Genomic DNA, 19,733 nt, shown 5'->3' on the forward strand with positions numbered 1-19,733 from the left:
AGCGAGGCACCCAAAACCAGTAGCATGCGGCGCCATGAGCACCCCCACTGGGCCCGCTTCCGGCCTGCCTGTACGAATGCCGCGACCTCGCCAGTCCGGACGGCACCGCCGCCCGGAGCCCGTGGTCGCACCCGAGGGCGCTGCCGCGCTCGTTCTCGCCGTTCCCGGTACCCCCTCTTCGGCCACGCGCAGTCTGGCCGAAGAGGTGATCAGCATTGCCCGTTCCGAGCTGCCCGGTCTCCATGCCCGGATCGGTTACCTCGACGGCGACGATGCCGAGTACCCCACGCTCGTCTCCGTGCTCGCGGATTCCGCCGCCGAGCGCATCGCGCGCTTCGAGCAGGCGAAGGCCGCGGGCCGTGAGGCCGCCGAGCCCGAGGGCCCGGCCGCCGTCGTGGTGCCGCTGCTCGCGGGGCCGGACAACGCCCTGCTCCGGCGGATACGTCAAGCCGTCATGGACAGCCGTGCGCCGGTCGAGCTGACCGATGTGCTCGGCCCGCACCCGCTGCTCGCCGAGGCGCTGCACGTACGCCTCTCCGAGGCCGGTCTGGCCCGCGCCGACCGCGCCAGGCTGTTCACCGTGGCCACGGCCGCGGACGGGATCGTGCTGGCCACGGTGGGTGGCGAGGAGGCCGTGCAGGCCGCGGGGATCACCGGCATGCTGCTGGCCGCCCGCCTCGCGGTGCCGGTGATGGCCGCTGCGCTCGATGTCGAGGGTTCGGTCGCGTCCATCGCCGACCAACTGAAGGCCTCCGGTTCGCTGCAACTGGCCGTGGCGCCGTACCTGGTGGGTCCCGAGGTGACCGAGGGGCTGCTGGACGCCGCCGCAAAGGAGGCGGGCTGCGCGACGGCCGAGCCGCTCGGCGCGTACCCGGCGATCGGCAAGCTCGTCCTGTCGCTGTACACGACAGCGCTCGGCATCGCCCCGGTGACGCCGCAGGGGGCCCAGGCCCACTGACCCGATCAGCACGGAGCAGCGGGCCCGCACCGGACGTTCGGCCGGTACGGGCCCGCTCTGTCTGCTGTCTCCGGCACCCTGGGGCGGACGGCGGGTCCGGATCAGTCGAAGATCACGCAGGAGGCGGCAGGAGCGGTCAGGGAGCCCATGTGGCGTGGGATGCCGGTGCTCGGGTCGACGGCGAACCAGCTGACGTTCCCGGACCGCTCATTGGCCGCGTACAGCCGCTGCCCGGTGGGGTCGAGGGCAAGGTCGCGTGGCCAGTGGCCACCGCAGCTCACGGTTGTGACCAGGGACGCCTTCTCGCCTGTCGCGTCGAGAGTGAGGACGGCGATGCTGTCGTGTCCTCGGTTGGCGGCCCAGAGGAAGCGGCCGTCGCGCGAGACGACGAGCTCGGACGGGTGGACGACCGCGTCCGCGTCGGCGGCCACGTCCTCGGGCACGACCGTCGTTTCGCCGACCGGTGCGAGGGTTCCGGTGGCGGCTTCCCACCGGCAGACGGTGACGGTCGGTTCGAGTTCGTTCAGGACGTAGGCGTGGGTGCCTGCGGGGTGGAAGGCCAGGTGGCGCGGTCCGGTGCCCGGTCGCAGCGCCGTCTCGTCGTGCAGCCGCAGCGTGCCGGTGCTCGGGTCGAGGGCGCAGATGCGTACGGAGTCGGTTCCGAGGTCCACACTCAGCACCCAGGCGCCCGACGGGTCAGCGAGCACCTGGTGGGCGTGCGGGGCCTGCTGACGGGCCGGGTGCGGTCCGCTTCCCTCGTGCTGGAGCACGGAAGTGGCGGCGCCCAGCGATCCGTCGGCGCGCACGGGGAGGGCGGTGACGCTGCCGGAGCCGTAGTTGGCGGTGATCAGGTGTCCGCCGGTCAGTGCGAGGTGGGTGGGTCCGCTGCCGTCCACCGGCCGGATCCCGCCGAGCAGCCGCAGGTCGTCGCCGGTGATGTCGAGGGCGGCGGCCGCGCCGGATTCGGTCTCGCTGACCGTGTAGAGGGTGGTGGAGCCGGGGCCCAGGGCAAGATACGAAGGATCGGGGACGATGTCCGTGGCGCCGAGGACGGTCAGCGCCCCGGTCTCCCGGTCCAGGGCCGCGACGGTGACTCCCCGACCGCCCGCCGACGTGAACGACCCGATGTATGCCCGTCCCGCACCGTTGCTGCTCACCGCTTCCGCCCCTCTCCACCGACTGATCACGACGGGTCGGACCGCCGTGATCTTCCGGGGCGACGGTAGCAGTGCACCGTGTGCGGTCCAGTGCCGTGACCGGCAGTGTGTGCCCCATGAGGAGCGTCGTCCGGTGTGTGCAGAGCCGGGAGGGGCACTGGACCAGGGCCGTGTCACCGCCGCCTGCTGCCGCGGGTCACAGGTCAGGCCGGGACGAGTGGGGCACGGGGCGAGGTGCGCAGGGGCGCGGCGAGTTCCGCGAGGGCCCGCTCCAGGGCGTGCAGATGCGCGAGTGCGGCCTCGGCGCCGGGGTGGTGGTGCGGTGCGTGTGCGGGCGCGGCGTTCAGTTCCGTACGGGCGGGTCCCGGCTGCGCCAGGGCGAGCACCGCGGCCTCGACGCGGCGGCAGGCCGCTCCGAGCCGGGCGTCGTGCGAGGCGTCGGGATCGGCGGTGACCGCGGCGAGACCACGCACCTCGCGGGCGCACAGGTCGAGCAGGGCGAGGACCTGGCGGGCGCGCGCCTTACGGGCCCGCAGCGGGTTGAGTGGATGCACCAGGGGGGCGAGCGAGAGCCGGACCCGGCCGAGCAGCGCCTCCAGTTCGCTCACCTGTGGAACGGGGTCGGCGGTCGGGGAACCGGCCAGACGGGCGGCAGCCTCGGCCGTGCAGGCGTGCACGCAGCGCAGTGCGCGCTGGATCCAGGCGTCGGTGGTCGCGTGGAGGGTGACGGGCAGCACGAGGAGGACGGCGAGCGTCGAGCCGAGGGCTCCGGCCCCGGTCTCCGTGAGGCGGAGCACGAGCAGCTCCGGATTCAGGACGCCGAGCAGGCCGTACAGCAGTCCGGCCATCACGGTCACGAAGAAGACCATCCAGCTGTACGAGACGGCGGCGGTGTAGAAGATGCCGAAGACGCAGACGGCGACGAGGGCCGCGGTGGGGACCGTGTCGCCGTGCAGCGGCACGGCGACCAGCAGCCCTGCGGCGATCCCGGCCACCGTGCCGAGGATGCGGCGGAAGCCGCGGACCAGCGTCTCGCCGCGCGAGGCGGTGTTCACGAAGACCCACCAGACGGTGCCGACGGCCCAGTACCAGCGGTCGGCGGACAGCAGCTGCCCGATGCCGAGCGCGAAGGCACTGGCGGCTGTCGCCTGGAGCGCCTGCCGCGTGGTCGTCCGGGCCAGCCCGCGACTGCCCTGGAGTGTGGGTACGACGGGCGTGGGCAGCCGTCGTTCGTAGCACCAGGCGCCGAAGCGGACGGCCGAGGCGGCGATGAGCGCGAGTGCGACGGTGGCGTACAGCTCGGGCAGCTGGCCCGGTACGACGTGCAGGAACTGCGCCATGAAGAACGCCATGAACGCGAAAACCCCCAGGGCATGACCGCGAGGACCCCAGCGGCGCGCGTACACCCCCGCACAGACAACGGCGAGGAACGCGGCGTCACGCGCCAGGGGGTAGTCGTGCAGCGCCGTCGCGAGTGCCAGGACCGGGAAGCCGACAACGGGCAGCAGCACGGTGGTGAGCGCCTGATCGCGGACCTGGGCGTCAGTGACCGTGAAGAGTGCAAGCAGAGCGGCGAGGCCGCCGGCGACGGACGCGGGAAGCGAGTGACTGACGAGGCCCGACAGGGTCACGGCCAGACCGATGCCGAGAACGGCCCGGGCCGAGCTGCGCAGCCGCAGCCGCCCCGGGTCCGGAGCCACCAACATCCGCTTCAGCACCGATTACCACTCCCTGTTCTGTCCGGGCATGAAAAAGGCGCCGCGGGATCCGCAGCGCCATCGACTGGCCCAATCAGAGCATCTCGCCGCCATCTGGCTCAAGTCGAGCCAAGGCAATTGAGCCATTGGCACAGCCCGGTGTGCTTTCGATGTGCCAGGCGAGCGCCAATGGACCACGTCTTGTGCAACCGTCGGGCCGAAGAAAGACCTTCCGGACGATGCACGCGCGGGCCTCGGCACGGGCGCGCTTCCAGGCGCCGTCCCGCAGCAGAAGATCAGCCGCGCTCCGGGGGTGTGCGGCGAGCGCGCAGGAGAAGCGGCAGAACGGCGGTCGCCGCGGCGAGTACCGCGAAGCCCCAGGTCAAGGTCGCGGCACTGGCAGCGGCGGCGACCAGCAACGGACCTCCGGCGTCGCCGAGTTCACGTCCGAGTTCGGCCGTTCCCATGGTCTGGCCGAGTCGTTCCTGCGGGGTGGTACCCGCGAGGGCGGCGAAGCCCAGCGGAGTGATCAGCCCGGTTCCGGCCCCGATCAGCACGGCGGCCGACAGGATGCCGGGCAGGCCGGGCAGTATGGCGGCGGCCAGTCCGCACGCAGTGCCCAGCAGTCCGGCCGCCAGTCCCCCGTCGGCGCCGAGGCGTCCGTGGTCCAGGGCTCGCCCGGCCCACGGCTGCACGAGCGCGGCGCACAGGGCGAGGACGGAGACGGACGCGCCCGTGGCCACCGGCGACAGACCGGCAGCCAGCCCGGACACCGGCAGGAACCCGACCCCGACGGACAGCGCGGCGGTGGCAGCGGCCAGGGCCGCCACCGGCCGCAGAAAAGCACCGTCGGCCAGTCGCCGGACGAGTCCCAGGACGGTCTGACGGGTCTTGGGCAGAGGCGGGACGGCAGGTACCGCGAACACGGCCCACAGGGCGACCGCGGCGGCCAGCGCGGCCAGCACCGCGAACAGCAGCGTCAGGCCGCCGGCCCAGACCAGCACGCCGCCGAGCAAGGGTCCTGCGGTGTAGCCGATGCCCTTGAAGAATCCGTACGAGCCGAATGCGCGGCCGTGCCGGGCCCGCGGGCTGAGTCGGGCCACCAGCGCGGAGGCGGCAGGTGAGAACGCAGAGGCGGCCGCGCCCTGTCCGAGGCGGGCGGCCCACAGCCAGCCGGGATCGCGGACCACCACGAAGATCGCGGAGATGGCGGCGAACGCAATGAGCCCGCCGAGCAGCACCGGCCGGGCGCCGATCCGGTCGGCGAGCGTCCCGAATACCGGCTTGAGCACCACCTCGGCGCCGTCGTACAGCGCGAGCAACAGCCCGAGATACAGCACCGAACGCGCCAGATCGGCATCGCCCTGGCCGAGATTGGCGGCGACGCCGTGCGCGCCGAAGGCGGTGGTGAACCCGGCTGCGCACAGCGGCCACATCCGCCGCCGCGATCCCGCGGGCAGAAGCCTCGATTCCTGGGCAGGCCCGGGGGTCACGGCTGCCGCCGTACCGCGACCCGGTGCCGGGACGGCCGCGTCGGCAGCCGCACCATCAGCACCACCCGCCGCAGCGGGGACGCCGAAGACTCCTCACCCACCGAGCAAACGTAACAGTCGATACGTCATGAGGAGCGGTCGTCAAGCGCCGGGCGCGGCCTACGCCGCGGGCAGTCGGCGACGGTGGGCCGGACCCTCCACGGCGACCGATGCGGCGAGCAGCACGGCCAACGAAGCGAGGACGACGGCGACCGGGACGTGCCCGGTGAGCGGAAGCAGGAGGAGTGACGCCGCGGCGGTGAGGACGCGAATGACGACAACGGTGTCCCGCGCACCGAGGAAGGCGGCCCCTCCCGCTTTGCCCCCGCCGGAACGCGGGCGGAGATTTCCTGGTCGCCCCTCACCTGGGCGTTCGGTCCGGGCCGGAGCCTCCGCGCGCCGCCCAAGGCAAAATCCGCAGAACGTGACCGGTTACACGCTGCGCATCCCGTTGCGGTCCGAGCGCGGTTCGCCGCACCCGAACCCCTCACCGCCGACTCGTTCATCAAAGGCACTAGCGAGTAAACGCCTTCATTTCGAAGATCATCAAGTGAACACAGGCACCGAACCATCAAGTTGTCAATAAGCGGCCGACTTTCGATCAATCTACGAATACCGCCAGCCATGCCCCTGACGGCAACGAATTCCGTAGGTATTGGGTGGTTGACGTGACGGATCCCACAGGTTTCCATAACGCGCCGGGAGCAGACGAAACCAACAGCGCAGCAAGCCACGGAGGCGATAGCGCTCCCGCCGTACCCGTCACACCCAGTCGATCGGAACCGCTCCATGACCGACATGCTCAGCCAGCCCGTCACCTCCGGCACCGCACCAGCGGAGGCCGATCCCCACGGCCCGGACGGCCCCCGCACTCTCAAGCGTTCCATCGGGGTCGTCGGAGGAACCCTGCTGACCCTCTCCTGCGTGACGCCCGCGTCCACGCTCTTCGTGGTCGTGCCCGACCTGTTCGGCGACCTCGGCTCCGCCACCGCGCTCACCATCGCCATCGGTTCGCTGCTCTGTATCGCCGTGGCGTTCTGCTACTCGGAGCTGGGCACCATGATCCCCAGCGCGGGCGGCGAGTACGCCATGGTCACCACCCTGACCGGCCGGCTGGCCGGGTGGCTGGTGTTCGTCCTGTCCCTGCTGGTCGTGATGATCGTCCCGCCCGTGATCGCCATGGGCACGGCGGACTACCTCGCCCCGCTGGTCCACATCCCGGCCGAGGCCGCCGGGGCCGGGGTCATGGTGCTCGCCACCCTGGCCGGTCTGCTGGACCTGCGCGCCAACGCCTGGATCACCGGCGTCTTCCTGGTTCTCGAAGTCATCGCGGCGGCCGTCGTCGCCGTCCTCGGCTTCGCCCACACCGAGCGGGGCGCGGGCAGCCTGATCCATGGTGTGGTCGCGAGCGACAGCGGAGCGTCCCGCCCGGTCACCGCGATGCTGGTCGTCTCGGGTCTGGCCATCGCACTCTTCATCACCCAGGGCTTCTCCACCGCCGTCTACCTCTCCGAGGAGATGGAGAACCCGCGGCGCAACGTCGCTCGCACGGTCCTCGCCACCCTGGCCATCTCGACAGCCGTCATCCTCGTCCCGGTGGTCGCGATCACGATGGGCGCACCCGACCTCGCGGCGCTCACCTCCGGTGACATCAGCGGCATGGTCACTGCCTGGAGCAACTCGGCCGTCGGTACGTTCGTGAGCCTCTGCGTCGCACTCGCGATCATCAACGCGGGCATCGTCATGGTCATCCAGAACTCCCGGGTGCTGTTCGCCTCCGCCCGGGACAAGGCGTGGCCCGAGCCGGTCAACAACGCCCTCGCCCGCCTCGGCCGCTTCGGTTCGCCGTGGGTCGCCACCCTGGTGGTCGGAGTTCCCGGCGCGGCACTGTGCTTCGTCAACCTCGACACCCTGTACGGCGTGACCGGCGTCTCGGTCACCGGTATGTACCTGCTGGTCGCCGTCGCCGCGCTCGCCGCCCGCCGCACCGGCCACAAGGAACTGCCCGCCTGGCGGATGCCGCTCTGGCCCGCGGTGCCGGTGGCGCTGATGGTCGTACTCGTCTACATCCTCAGCCAGCAGGAGGTCACGTACCTGCTGTGGACCGGCGGCATCATGGCGGCGGCCACCCTCTACTGGGCCTTCTACCTCCGCCCCCGCCCCCACACCCGCTGGCTGGTCACCCTCCCCGAGGATGCCCGTCCCTGACCCCACGTGGACGGGCCCGTGCCCGTCCACTGGGCCATTGGTACAGTCGGATTCCGTATCAGCAGACCAGGAAGAGGCCGACGGACCATGGCGGTGGACGCGCTCGACACCCGCATCCTGCGGCTGCTCATCGAGCAGCCCCGGACCAGCGTGCGGGAGTACGCGCGGATCCTCTCCATCGCCCGGGGCACCGTGCAGGCCCGTATCGACCGGCTGGAGCGGAACGGTGTGATCACCGGTACGGGCCCGGTCCTCTCCCCCGCCGCGCTCGGCCACCCGGTGCTCGCCTTCGTCCATCTGGAGGTCACCCAAGGGCATCTGGACGAGGTGGGCGAGGCCCTCGCCGCCGTGCCGGAGATCGTCGAGGCGTTCTCGACCACCGGCGGCGGGGATCTGCTGACGCGGGTCGTGGCCCGCGACAACGAGCACCTGGAGGATGTGATCCAGCTGCTGATCCAGCTGCCCGGCGTGGTGCGGACCCGCACCGAAGTGGCCCTGCGCGAGCGGGTTCCGCACCGGCTGCTGCCGTTGGTCCAATCCATCGGCCTGGCCACGGCCGGACCGTCGAACTGATCACCGCCTTGGCATGCTGGGTGCCATGAGCACTCGGCGCAGCCCTGCCCTTTCGGTCATCTTCGATCTCGACGGCACGCTCGTGGACAGCGAGCCGAACTACTACGAGGCGGGGCGCCGGCTCCTCGCCCGTCACGGCGTGCCGGACTTCACCTGGGAGCACCACACCCGGTACATCGGGATCAGCACCCGCGAGACGCTGACGGCGCTGCGGGCCGAGTACGGGATCGCGACGCCCGTCGCCGAACTCCTCGCCGGCCAGGACGCTTTTTATCTGGAGCTGGCGCGATCCTCGACGGAGGTGTTCCCCGAGATGCGGAAGTTCGTGGAACGGCTGCGTCAGGAGGGGATCGCGACGGCCGTGGCATCGGGTTCGTCCCGGGCCGCGATCGAGGCGGTGCTCGCGGGCACCGGACTCGGCGCGTACGTCACGACGTATGTCTCCGCCGACGAGGTGGCGCACGGGAAACCGGCGCCGGATGTGTTCCTGGAGGCCGCGCGGCGGCTGGGCACCGGGCCCGGCGACTGCGTGGTGCTGGAGGATGCGGCGCCGGGCGTGGCGGCAGCGCATGCGGCGGGCATGCGCTGCATCGCGGTTCCCTATGTGGCGTCGACGGCCGACGATCCGGCGTTCACCACGGCGGGGCTGCTCTTCCGCGGCGGTCCGGACGAGTTCACGGCGCAGACCGCGTACGACTGGCTGACCGGAGCTCAGCCTTCCTGATCTTGCCGGTGGCGGTCATCGGAAAGTTCTCGACGACCAGGGCCACCAGAACCACCGCAAGACGGGCCGGATGCACTCGATCGCCGAGCAGCGACGGCTGCCGGTGGTGCTCTTCGCGGAAGGCGGCGCGCTCGGCGCGTACCGGCCGGAGGAGGCCGGACCGCTCTCCGTCCAGGTGCCGTGCCGTTGGCTGCGAAGCTGTCACCGTCGACGACATGCACGTCGTAGCGGTCCCGCTCGGGCAGCGGTCGCATGGACGAACTCCTCGTGGACACGGGCGGGCGGCTCCACGAGCTGGTCCGGCGTCAGATGCGCTGAACGGGTAACCCGTCTCGCCACAGGCCGAGCCGTCTCACCGGACATGGAGTGACTCGTTCCGAGGCCGCGGTCGGATCCCCTACCCGCGTACGCACCGGACCTCCACCGATACGTCGAGAGGGCGCCCGGCCATCCCGCGGGACGCGGTCACCCCGATCTCGGTGCGGTCGATGCGCGTCGTGGCGCGGGCGGTGAGCTCCGGCCGTCACTGGTCGTCAGGCGTCCGTCAGGAGATACGGTTCCGGCGTCAGCGGTTCGTCAAGGCGCGCCGACCATCCGTCCCGCTCTCCGTAGCCTCTGCACCATGCAACGACCTGTGCCCGGGGCAGCCCCCGATCCCCACCCGCGCCCTGCCGGCCGCGTCAGCCGTTCCGGCCGTACCCTCCCGGCCCCTGGCAGGACGGAATACGACCGCGAGTGGTCCGGGGACGTCCGCTTCGCGGGCGGCTGCTCCGTCACACTGCTCGGCCTCCTGCTGGCGGTCGACGCGGCCGTCGGCCGGCTCACCTGGCTTCGTGTCCTGCTGTGGGCGGCGATCGCCGCGGTGCTGTGTGCGGTCCTGGTGCCGCCGCGGGTCTGCGCGGGCATCGGGTGGCTCTCCTCCCGCGGCCTGCTCCGCAGAACGACCGTGCGCACAGACCGCCTGGTGTCCGTGCGCTGGTCCGACGGCGTCGCGCAACGCCTGCTGCTCCGGGACACCCACGGCTGCCGGGTCGAGCTCGACCCCCGCGTGTTCGTCGCCAACCCGGCTCTGTGGCACCGGCTGGACGAGGACGCGCGCATCTGCATGCACCGCGGGACGCTGCTCTGCGGGGCGACGGCGCTGCGGCAGCTCGGAGACCGTATCGACGGACGAACGGCCCGGACCGTGTTCACGATCTCCGGTCTGGACTAGTGCCGCGACCGGCAAGGTTTGCCCGTCAAGGAGCGGCGGCCGGTGCGTGTGGTAGTCCGGCCCCGCCCCCGCGGCCAGACAGCGGAAGGCCACATCATCGGTGCACTTGCGCTCGATCGCCCGCTACGAGCGCACCCCGGTGGGTAACCGTAGATCAGCAGCCGGACCATCAACCGCGGGTCATGCGGCGGGAACCCGCGCTTCTCGGTGTAGGACGCCAGGATCGGGCCCAGGTCGAGCACCTCGTCGACCAGTTAGGCCACGAATCGGGCCAGATGCCCCTCGGGCAGCCACTCATCCAGCGACGGCGGCAGCGTCAGCATCTGATCGGGGACGAACGCCCGGAAGGTCTTCTTCACCGCCACCGTCGGCGCGATCTCCGGCTTCACCACCGCCGCCGGATCCACCTCGAACAGGCCATCCCCACCAGACATACCAGGATTCTCCCATATGGAAGATCACGAACAGGAGGCAGCGTCGGGCTCAATCGCCTGATCGACTGCCAAGATCCGCGGACAGCGCCGCGTAGATGTACTCGCTGCCCCAGCGATCCCCGTCGAGGTCGTTCTCGACCAGGTGCGCCTCCCGGCGCATCCCGAGGCGCTCACAGACCCGCACAGACCCGGTGTTCTCCACATCCAGCCGTGCGTAGAGCCGGTGCACGCCCAGCGTGTCCTCCTCAGCGTTCGGCGCCTCGCACCGCAGTGCCGAGGCGGCGGGCGCCCTCGGTCAGTTCGGCGGGGTCCGCCGTGGCGTGAAGGAGGAACCTGCCGGGACGGCCACACCCGGAGAGCCGGTCACGCCAACTGGTTGACCAGGGCGGTGAAGACCGCGGGAAGGCGGGTCGCGGCCGGAACGATACGACAGGCGAGTCGCGGGTGCTGACGGACCCTGAGCAACGACTCGGTGAGCAGGCGGTGGCGCCGGGAGACCTTGCGCCACGCCTGCTCGTACGCCAGTGGGCGGTCGTCCCGGATGCAGCGCACCAGTTGCGCGGCGCCGGCGAGGGCCAGGGAGATGCCTTCGCCGGTGAGCGCGTCGATGTATCCCGCGGCGTCCCCGACCAACAGGACCCGCCCGGCCGCCCGGGAGCCGACGCGCTGGCGCAGCGGTCCGGCGCCGCGCACAGGGGTGGCGGTGCTCGGGGGCAGATGGCGTGAGAGGAGGGGGAAGCGGGCCAGGTGGCTGTCGAACGGGCCGCGTTCCGCGGTCAGGACGGCGACGCCGACCAGGCGCGGGCCGAGCGGCGTGACGTAGGCCTCCGCCCGTGGTGACCAGTGCACCTCGACGCAGTCCGTCCAGGGCTCGATCGCGTAGTGCCGGCGCAGGCCGAATCTGGGGGGCCGCGGATCCGGGCGGTCCAGGCCGAGTTGGCGTCTGATCGGTGAGTGCAGTCCGTCGGCGGCGGCCAGGTAGCGGGCGGTGATGCCGGCTGCGTGGACGCTGTCGGTGCTCTGCCGGATGCCGCCCGCCCGCGCCGGGATCACCCGTACGCCGAGTTCCGCCGCTCGGCTGGCCAGCGCGGCGTGCAGTTCGGTGCGCCGGACGCCGCGGCCGGGGGCGGGTGCGAAGAGGGCTTCGGCACTGTGCTGGTCGTCGACGTACCGGATCCCGCGCAGTGGGTGTCCGGCGACACTGACGCCGAGTTCGGCCAGCGCGTGTACGGCGCCCGGCATGAGGCCCTCGCCGCAGGCCTTGTCGATCGGGGTGGGGCGCGGTTCGGTGACCACCGCTTCGAGTCCGGATGCGGCGGCGTGGATCGCGGTGGCGAGTCCGGCGGGGCCACCGCCGACCACCAGCAGGTCGATCACGGCGTGGCCGCAGGGGTCGGCGCCGGGGCGGCCCCGGCCAGAGCGGCGTTCTCGCACCGCACGCGGGTTGCGAGCAGCGGCAGGTTGAGGAGTGTGAAACCGGTCGCGGTGAGCCAGTTGGTGTGGACGAGCGGCAGCGCGGCACCCTCGACGATCACAGCGACGTAATTGGGGTGGTCCATCCATCGGTACGGTCCGGCAGTGACGAGGGGCAGGTCCGGCACCACGATGACGCGGGTGTTCCAGCGCGGCCCCAGCGTGGTGATGCACCACCAGCGCAGCCCCTGGGCACCGAGGGCCAGGGCGAGCATCGGCCAGCCGAGCGCGGGCAGGAAGGGGCGGCCGCCCAGCCAGGCCTCCCCCAGGCAGCCGGCCAGCAGCGCGGTGTGGAGGGCGACCATGACGGGGTAGTGCCCGCGCCCGTACTCCGTTCCGGCGTTGCGGCGGCTCCAGGCGGCGTTGCGCCGGGCGGTGACGACTTCGGCGAGGCGCTCGACGGCGACCAGGAGGATGAGGACCGTGTAGGGGATCACGGGGCGGCTACCAGCGGAGGAGGACTTGTTCGGTGCAGAAGCCCGGCCCCATCGCGAGGAGGAGACCGGGCGATCCGGGCGGTGGCGGGTGCAGCGCCAGGGTGTCCCGGAGGATGTGGAGGACGGACGCGGAGGAGAGATTGCCGACCTCGGCCAGCGAACGCCAGGTCGGTTCCAGCGCTCGGGCGGGCAGATCGAGCGTCTCGCGTACGGCTTCCAGGACCTGGGGACCGCCGGGGTGGCATACCCAGGCCGCCACGTCCTGCGTCTTGAGGTCGTGGCCGGAGAGGAAAAAGCGCACCTCGTCGCCGAGCGTCTCGCGTACCAGGTCGGGGAGGTCGGCGCCGAGGACGATACGGAAGCCCGCGTCGCCGATGTCCCAGCCCAGGCTGCGTTCGGTGCCGGGGTAGAGCGTGCTGCGGGTCGCAACCACCTCCGGCCCGCGCTGGTGTTCCCGACGGTGCGGGTGGTCCCGGCCGACCGCGAGGACCGCGGCGGCGCCGTCGCCGAACAGGGCGCCCGCCACCAGGTTCGGCACGGACGCGTCGGTACGTTGCAGGGTCAGTGAACAGAGTTCGACCGAGAGCAGCAGCGCGACCTGTCCGGGGTGACCGTCGAGGTAGTCGTGGACCCGGGCCAGTCCGGCGGCTCCTGCCACACAGCCCAGACCGAAGATCGGCACGCGTTTCACATCGGGCCGCAACCCGACCCGTCCGGCGAGCCGCGCCTCCAGCGACGGGGCGGCGATGCCGGTGACCGAGGTGGAGATGACCAGGTCGATCTCGCTCGCGTCGAGACCCGCCCGGTCCAGGGCACCGCGCACCGCCCGTTCCCCGAGCCGGAGCGCGGATTCGATGAACGCGTCGTTGGCCTCCCCGAATCCGCTCAGGGAGGCGTACCGCTCCAGGGGTAGGGCCAAGTGGCGGCCTCGTACCGTGGCGGACGTGTGCAGGCGTTCCAGCACGCCGCGGTCGGTGCCCGATGGCAGGCACATATCGGCGAAGGCGTGGGTGATCTCGGACTGCTCGTATCGGTGTGGCGGGAGCACACCATGGATCGCGATGATTCGCGTCATTCCATCACCATACGGGCGAATAACGTATTTTGATCGAACGTCATGAATCACATTTTTCGGGCAGCTTCCGTGTCCGCCTCGATGCCTGCCGCCGCGCAGGCGGCCGCTCCCCGCCCCGGCCGGGTCGCGATCGCCCTGCTCCTGTCGGCCCACCCGGCCCCCGCATTGGCCGTCTCCGCCCTGATCACCGCGCTGGCCGTGGCCGCGGGACGCGATGCGTCCGGCAGCTGCCTGGTCGCTCTAACCATGCTCACCGGGCAGCTCTCCGTCGGCTGGAGCAACGATTGGATCGACATCGCACGGGACACGGCCGCGAACCGGCGCGACAAGCCGCTCGTGGACGGCGCCGTGAGGGCCCGAACCGTCGCGGTGGCCGCCTGTGCCGCACTTGTCCTGTGCGTCCCCCTGTCGCTGGCGAACGGCGCGGCGGCGGGCGGCGCCCATCTGATCGGGGTCGCCGCCGCCTGGTCCTACAACCTGGGACTCAAACGAACACCGTGGTCCTGGCTCCCGTACGCCGTCGCCTTCGGCCACCTGCCCGCCTTCGTCACGCTCGCGCTGCCGGGCCACCCCTGGCCGGCCGCCACGCCAGTGGTCGCGGGCGCGCTCCTCGGCTTCGGCGCGCACTTCACCAATGTCCTCCCCGACATCGACGCCGACCTGGCCGCGGGCGTCCGCGGTCTGCCCCAGCGGTTGGGCCGACGCCGGACCCGTACCGTCGCGGCACTCGCGCTGCTCGCCGCATCGGGCGTCCTCGTCCTCGGCCCGCCGGGATCGCCGGACGCGACGGGCTGGACCGGTCTCGTCGTGACCGGGACCCTGGCTGTGGCCGTCTGCCTCCCACTGCGCTCCGCACCCGACAGCCGCCTGCCGTTCCTGGCCACGCTCGGCCTGGCCGGGATCGACATCGCACTGCTGCTCCTGCACAGCAGGGCACTGGGCTGATCCCCCTCCCACGGACGCCGCAGCCCGACCGGCTTCTCGACCAGGGGTGTCCGGCGGATCGGGGCCGGACAGGTCGTGGCGTCCGGTGCGGTGCGTCGCGAGGCGGAGGAGCGTCCTCATACTGGACGTATTCGCCGCGTTCCGACACCACGGCACAGTGCCGTAGCTGTCGGTTCCGCACCCGCCAGGGATGACGGGACAGTCCTCGGGCCGGCTCCGGCGGGAGCTGCCAGCAACGACGGGAGAGTCACCCATGTCGCGCTATCACGAGATGAAGTTCCGGGCGGTCACAACGTTCCAGCGGCGGATCGGCAATCCGGTGCTCCGCCGGCTGCCGAACCAGACCCTCCTGGAGACCACGGGACGCACGTCCGGACTGCCCCGCCGGACCCCGGTCGGCGGCCGCCGGGTCGGCAAGGAATTCTGGCTGGTCTCGGAGTACGGCGAGAAGTCGCAGTACGTACGCAACATCCGGGCGAACCCGGAGGTACGGGTCCGGATCAGGGGGCGCTGGCACGCCGGAACCGCCCATCCGGTCCCGCAGGACGACCCGCACGCCCGGCTCAGGACACTGCCGCGCCTCAACAGCGCGGCAGTCCGGGCACTCGGTACCGACCTGCTGAGTGTGCGGGTCGATCTCAGCGGCTGAGGGCGACCGGCCGGTCCGCCTGCCGGCGCCGGCGGATCCCGGCCCGGACACGACGGTCGCAGAGGTCCCGTACCGCGCCCAGCGTCCCCTGCGGCAGCGGCGGAAGTGACGCGGCCGCGCAGGAACGCCGGAGCCACGAGGACGAGGGGACCCGGGCAGCGTTCGATCCCGCCCCCGGCATCGCCCGATCCCTGGGTGTCACCGCCCTCGCCGTCGGGCCGGACACACCTTCGCGCGGAACAGGCGTACTCGCCCTGACCTCGTACGACGTCGCCCACGGTGTGCCGGCAGACGCGTACCGCATCCGAGAGGATCACCGGCTTCGCGACCGGACCCATCGGCCCTGCCGCCGTTCGGCGACCACGCCCGGCGTCATGGCGTCTCGTGCAATGCCGGGCCAGATGGTTCGATCGGAGCCGGAAAGGGCGAACGGGCCTTGCAGGCACACGGCGTCACGCTCGCCCGCTCCGGTCCGGGACTGTTCCACCACTGACGGGACGTGCCGGGGACGGCCGGGTGCGAAACCCACGGAACGAGGAGGGCTTGCCCTGAACGGACAACTGCTGGCGGTCAGCGACCTGCACGTCGCCTACGCCGATAACCGTGCCATCGTGTCGTCCCTGCGCCCCGGCACCGACGCCGACTGGCTCGTCGTGGCAGGGGATGTCGCCGAGAAGGTCGCCGACGTCGAGCAGACGCTGAAGATGCTCAGCGAGCGCTTCGCGAAGGTCGTGTGGGTCCCCGGGAACCATGAGCTGTGGACCCACCCGCGCGACCCCGTGGAGCTGCGGGGCGAGGCGCGGTACCTCCATCTGGTCGAGCTCTGCCGGAAGCTGGGCGTCGTCACCCCGGAGGATCCCTATCCGGTGTGGGAGGACGAAGAGGGGCCGGTGACCGTGGCGCCTCTCTTCGTGCTGTACGACTACACGTTCCGCGCACCGGGAACGACCACCAAGGAGGAGTCCCTCGCCTATGCCCACAGGACCGGGGTCGTCTGCACCGACGAGCGCCTCCTCCACCCCGACCCGTACCCGACGCGCGACGACTGGTGCCGTGCGCGGGCACGGCAGACCGAGCTCCGACTGGCCGCCGTTCCGGAGAACCACCGTACGGTCCTGGTGAACCACTATCCGCTGGTGCGGGAACCGACCGATGTGCTGCGGTACCCGGAGTTCGCCCAGTGGTGCGGGACGGAACTCACCCGGGACTGGCACCGCCGCTTCCGTGCCGCGGCCGTGATCTACGGACACCTGCACATTCCGCGGGTGACTCACTACGACGGCGTGCGGTTCGAGGAGGTGTCGATCGGCTACCCGCGCGAATGGCGGGCCCGCCCGCCGCGCACCCCGCTGCGGGTCGTCCCGCTGGCGTCTCCTTGGGCGGACCGGACCCGCGCAGCCGACGAGAAGGGCTGATCGCGGAGTGCGGGTGATCGGCGCATGCCGCCGATCGGCCGAACTGCGAGGTGCTGCGCCGGGCGGCACCTGACCCCGCTCTGCGGCCCCGCGTCCACATCGGCTGACCTCGGGCCCGGCGGCGCCCGCACGTATCCGACCGGCCCCCGCTGAGCAGTGCGTCGGGACGCCTGAGCGCTTCCGGTCGTCCCGACGGCCGACACCCCAGATGATGATAGAGAGGACATGGCGCGAAATGGCACATTTGTCCCGACGGTCCATTCGCGACAGTGGAGGTGCCATGGACGGCGACACCACGATGGGTGACGAGGTCTACCAGCCGGACGGCTCGGAAGTGCAGGACGACGCCGGGCTTCTGGACCCGGCCGACACCCTCGACGACGGGGCGGGCCAGGACCCGCTCGACACAGGCTATTCGCCCCCTGAGCGGCCATGGGCCGTGGAACACCATGGTGTCACTGCGGCCGAGCAGCGAGAGGGAGAAAGTCTCGACCAGCGCCTCAGCGAGGAGGAGCCGGACGTGTACCCCCCGGACGGGGACGGGATCGGTGATGTCGTCGACACGGACGGTGAACTCCGGGACGGGGAGGTAGGTGATCTGCGCGCGGGGCGACTGGTCGCGCCCGACGAGGGCGCACACGGAGACGATGAGAGGTGCATGATCGCCCTCGATATGGGAATCGATGGCGCGGCAGCCTCCGCCGAGGAAGCGGCGGTACATGTGGTCCCCGACCAGAACGAGCAGTAGTCCACTCGTAGGGGCGGCCTGAGCGCTGATGCCCGTGCCCGGGCTCTCGGCAGAGTTCGGACCATGCGCGCTCGGTCCTGATCGAGGTGGTCGACCGGCCGCTGGTGCGCCGGACCCACCGCGCACACGCCGACGGTTACATCCGTGACCACGACAGCGGTCCCCGCAAAATCCACCTGCCCCTGCCACCCATGTCGCCTATCGTCAACGTGATTCCTGGCGGAAGCCTTGACTCGGCCGGGACGAGGACCACGACGTGGAGGATGACTGTGCGCTACCGCGAGCTGGGGCGAAGTGGACTGTCCGTGTCCGAGATCGGGTACGGCGCGTGGGGCATCGGCGAGTCCAGCTGGGTGGGTGCCACAGAGGACGAGTCCGTACGAGCCCTGCACCGCGCCATCGACCTTGGTGTGAATTTCATCGATACCGCCCGCGGCTACGGCGAGAGTGAGCGAATCGTCGGCCGGGTCGTGCGCGAGCGGGCCGGCGACGAGGTGCGCGTCGCGACCAAAGTGCCACCGAAGAACGGCACATGGCCGGCGCCCCACGGCCTTGACCCGGTCGAGACGTTCCCCGGCGAACACATCCGCACCAGCCTCGAGACCAGTCTGCGCGCCAGCGGCCTGGACCACTTCGACGTACTGCAGTTCCATGTGTGGAGCGACGACTGGGTCGGCCGTGGCGACTGGCTGGAGACGATCGCCGAACTGAAGCAGGAGGGAAAGATCCGCCTGTTCGGCGTCTCCATCAACGACCACCAGCCCGACAGCGCACTCGCACTCGCACTCGTACGCAGTGGCGCCGTGGACAGCGTGCAGGTCATCTACAACATCTTCGACCAGGCACCCGCCGACACGTTGCTGCCGGCCTGTGAGGAACACGGCGTCGGTGTCATCGTGCGGGTGGCGCTGGACGAGGGCGGCCTCACCGGTCGGATCACCGCGGGCACCACGTTCCCCGAGGGTGACTGGCGCAACCGCTACTTCCGCAATGACCGCCCTGCACAGGTCGAACAGCGGGTGGCCGCGATCGTCGCCGACCTCGCTCTCACCCCCGATGAGATCGCCGGGACCGCGTTGCGGTTCGTACTGAGTTCGCCGGCGGTTTCCACCGTCATCCCCGGCATGCGAACCGTACGCAATGTCGAGCGCAACACGGCCCTGAGCGACGGGCGTCCGCTCTCCACCGACCAGCTGGCCGTGCTGGCCAAGCACCGGTGGCAGCGCAACTTCTACTCCTGATCCGCGGGCGGGCGTCGCCCGCCCTGACATGCCGCGGCATGCGAACCGGCCCGCGGAAGAGATTCCACGGGCCGGTTCGTTCACACGCTGCCGAAACGGCCAGTCGGCCTCGATGGCCGGCGTCGCACCGGGAAAGTCCGGCGGCAGGCCGACCGGCTGCACCGCCCCGGTGACCAGCCCGGCCAGGTACTCCGTCAGGGTTCCCTTGAATTCGCACCAGTCGTCATGGTGACCGCTGACGAGAATCTAACGAGTCGGCCACCGCCTCGCCGCACTGCTCCGCCCGGCAACCTGACCGTCCAACCGAGCCTGCCCACCAACGGCCCGAGGACCTTCTGGAGCACCCGGCCCATACGGACCAGGTCAACGCACGCCGGCAGGAAGCTCGATCTTCCCGTTGAACGTGCCCTGGTTCTCCTGTCGTACGTCCTGCTCGAACGTGATGTTCTGTCCGCCGTAAGGGATCAGAAAGCCGAACTCGAAGCGGTGGCTCTCGACGCGGTACGTCGTCGCGTCCAGGACCAACACTTCCTCCAGGCCGGACAGGGTGAGTTGCGCGTCGCTCACCGGGATGCCGGCCGTGCGGAGCTGCTCGGCAGTGGAGTCGAACTCCCGCACCGCCTTCTTCACCCACGCACGGTCCCGGACGGCTGTCAGTTTCTGCTTGTCGCTGCCGACGCGGAGTTCGACCGTGCCGTCCACCGCGGTCATCTTCACCTCATCACCGGTGGCGGCCCGCGCGTACGCCCGGAACTCCTCAATGGCCGCGACCGGGTCCTCGACCTTGTTCTGCATCTCGGGGTCGGAAGCGGGCGCGTCCTTCCACGGTGCGCCCCCCTTCCTGAGATACGCCGTGCCGTCGACGACGTAAATCTCCTCGTTCTCCTTGGCGCCCTTGCTGCTGGTGCTGACGCCCTGCGAGTGCAGCCCCTCCGGCACCATGCCGCGCCGGACCGTGGCCCGGTAGGACGCAGCGCTCTCCTGGCCCCGCAGCGTCAGCCCTTCCTGCCCCTTCACGGAGAACGTCCATGCGTTTTCCTCCTCCATCGCCTTCTCGGCGAGGTCGAGGAAGTCCTCCGGCAACTCGGGCGCGGAAGCGGCGGAAGCCTTCGGCGACTCCTTGGTCTCCGGGCTCTTCGACACAGCCGACTCCGACTGCCCGTCCTCAGTGCCGCAAGCGGCGAGCGAGAGCGACAGAGGGAGAAGCAACACAGCACACCTGAAACGAATTCGCACGTACCTATTCCTTCGTCA

At 71.0% G+C, this 19,733-nt stretch carries 17 protein-coding genes and 2 pseudogenes; 10 read left to right on the forward strand and 9 right to left on the reverse strand.

Annotation, left to right across the window (positions count from 1 at the left end):
- Positions 1–34 precede the first annotated feature (34 nt).
- Positions 35–958 carry a hypothetical protein gene (locus AB0N06_RS14085; RefSeq protein ID WP_366134937.1) on the forward strand — a complete coding sequence of 308 codons (924 nt, stop codon included), beginning with the start codon at positions 35–37 and terminating at the stop codon, positions 956–958.
- Positions 959–1,059: 101 nt separating this feature from the next.
- On the opposite strand, the gene AB0N06_RS14090 is transcribed toward AB0N06_RS14085, so the two are convergent.
- The 3 genes from AB0N06_RS14090 to AB0N06_RS14100 form a co-directional block, all read right to left on the reverse strand.
- Positions 1,060–2,115, reverse strand: a complete 1,056-nt coding sequence (locus AB0N06_RS14090) for a lactonase family protein (protein WP_366134938.1) — start codon at positions 2,113–2,115, stop codon at positions 1,060–1,062.
- 203 nt (positions 2,116–2,318) lie between these two features.
- Complete coding sequence (locus AB0N06_RS14095) at positions 2,319–3,833, reverse strand: FUSC family protein (RefSeq protein ID WP_366134939.1); 1,515 nt, start codon at positions 3,831–3,833, stop codon at positions 2,319–2,321.
- A gap of 275 nt (positions 3,834–4,108) precedes the next feature.
- Entirely contained in the window at positions 4,109–5,248 is a 1,140-nt protein-coding gene (locus tag AB0N06_RS14100) for an MFS transporter (RefSeq protein ID WP_366134991.1), read from the reverse strand.
- A gap of 885 nt (positions 5,249–6,133) precedes the next feature.
- On the opposite strand from AB0N06_RS14100, the gene AB0N06_RS14105 reads away from it, so the two are divergent.
- The 4 genes from AB0N06_RS14105 (at position 6,134) to AB0N06_RS14120 (ending at position 10,062) form a co-directional block, all read left to right on the forward strand.
- A complete protein-coding gene (locus tag AB0N06_RS14105) occupies positions 6,134–7,552 on the forward strand; it encodes an APC family permease (RefSeq protein ID WP_366134940.1) in 1,419 nt (472 codons plus the stop codon).
- Between the two features lie 87 nt (positions 7,553–7,639).
- Positions 7,640–8,125, forward strand: a complete 486-nt coding sequence (locus tag AB0N06_RS14110; protein WP_366134941.1) for an Lrp/AsnC family transcriptional regulator — start codon at positions 7,640–7,642, stop codon at positions 8,123–8,125.
- Positions 8,126–8,150: 25 nt separating this feature from the next.
- Positions 8,151–8,849: an HAD family phosphatase gene (locus tag AB0N06_RS14115; protein WP_366134942.1), complete on the forward strand. Its 699-nt coding sequence runs from the start codon at positions 8,151–8,153 to the stop codon at positions 8,847–8,849.
- Positions 8,850–9,471: 622 nt separating this feature from the next.
- A complete protein-coding gene (locus AB0N06_RS14120; protein WP_366134943.1) occupies positions 9,472–10,062 on the forward strand; it encodes a hypothetical protein in 591 nt (196 codons plus the stop codon).
- Positions 10,063–10,107: 45 nt separating this feature from the next.
- On the opposite strand, the pseudogene AB0N06_RS14125 reads toward AB0N06_RS14120, so the two are convergent.
- The 5 genes and pseudogenes from AB0N06_RS14125 to AB0N06_RS14145 all read right to left on the reverse strand — a co-directional run.
- Positions 10,108–10,439: pseudogene (locus tag AB0N06_RS14125) on the reverse strand (transposase); the annotation flags it as partial.
- A 106-nt stretch (positions 10,440–10,545) separates the two neighbouring features.
- Positions 10,546–10,734: pseudogene (locus tag AB0N06_RS14130) on the reverse strand (GNAT family protein); the annotation flags it as partial.
- Between the two features lie 125 nt (positions 10,735–10,859).
- A complete protein-coding gene (locus AB0N06_RS14135; protein ID WP_366134944.1) occupies positions 10,860–11,873 on the reverse strand; it encodes an NAD(P)/FAD-dependent oxidoreductase in 1,014 nt (337 codons plus the stop codon).
- Complete coding sequence (locus AB0N06_RS14140) at positions 11,870–12,406, reverse strand: isoprenylcysteine carboxylmethyltransferase family protein (protein WP_366134945.1); 537 nt, start codon at positions 12,404–12,406, stop codon at positions 11,870–11,872. The genes AB0N06_RS14135 and AB0N06_RS14140 overlap by 4 nt, the downstream gene beginning before the upstream one ends.
- 7 nt (positions 12,407–12,413) lie before the next feature.
- Positions 12,414–13,481, reverse strand: coding sequence for a 3-oxoacyl-[acyl-carrier-protein] synthase III C-terminal domain-containing protein (locus AB0N06_RS14145; RefSeq protein WP_366134946.1), 1,068 nt, complete (start codon positions 13,479–13,481; stop codon positions 12,414–12,416).
- Positions 13,482–13,523: 42 nt separating this feature from the next.
- Between AB0N06_RS14145 and AB0N06_RS14150 the strand changes: the two genes are divergently transcribed.
- From AB0N06_RS14150 to AB0N06_RS14170, 5 genes are all read left to right on the forward strand, one after another.
- The gene (locus tag AB0N06_RS14150) at positions 13,524–14,426 is read left to right on the forward strand and encodes a UbiA family prenyltransferase (protein WP_366134947.1); all 903 of its coding nucleotides are present in this window, start codon (positions 13,524–13,526) and stop codon (positions 14,424–14,426) included.
- Between the two features lie 253 nt (positions 14,427–14,679).
- Positions 14,680–15,075: a nitroreductase family deazaflavin-dependent oxidoreductase gene (locus AB0N06_RS14155; protein ID WP_366134948.1), complete on the forward strand. Its 396-nt coding sequence runs from the start codon at positions 14,680–14,682 to the stop codon at positions 15,073–15,075.
- Between the two features lie 548 nt (positions 15,076–15,623).
- Positions 15,624–16,490: a metallophosphoesterase gene (locus AB0N06_RS14160; RefSeq protein ID WP_366134992.1), complete on the forward strand. Its 867-nt coding sequence runs from the start codon at positions 15,624–15,626 to the stop codon at positions 16,488–16,490.
- Positions 16,491–16,770: 280 nt separating this feature from the next.
- Positions 16,771–17,238 (forward strand): DUF5709 domain-containing protein, encoded by a 468-nt coding sequence (locus tag AB0N06_RS14165; protein ID WP_366134949.1) that lies wholly within the window; start codon positions 16,771–16,773, stop codon positions 17,236–17,238.
- 269 nt (positions 17,239–17,507) lie between these two features.
- A complete protein-coding gene (locus tag AB0N06_RS14170) occupies positions 17,508–18,479 on the forward strand; it encodes an aldo/keto reductase (protein WP_366134993.1) in 972 nt (323 codons plus the stop codon).
- Positions 18,480–18,842: 363 nt separating this feature from the next.
- Here AB0N06_RS14170 and AB0N06_RS14175 read toward each other — a convergent pair whose 3' ends face one another.
- Entirely contained in the window at positions 18,843–19,622 is a 780-nt protein-coding gene (locus AB0N06_RS14175; protein ID WP_366134950.1) for a hypothetical protein, read from the reverse strand.
- Between the last annotated feature and the right edge of the window lie 111 nt (positions 19,623–19,733).

The sequence above is a fragment of the Streptomyces sp. NPDC051020 genome, assembly GCF_040683105.1.
Lineage (GTDB): Bacteria > Actinomycetota > Actinomycetes > Streptomycetales > Streptomycetaceae > Streptomyces.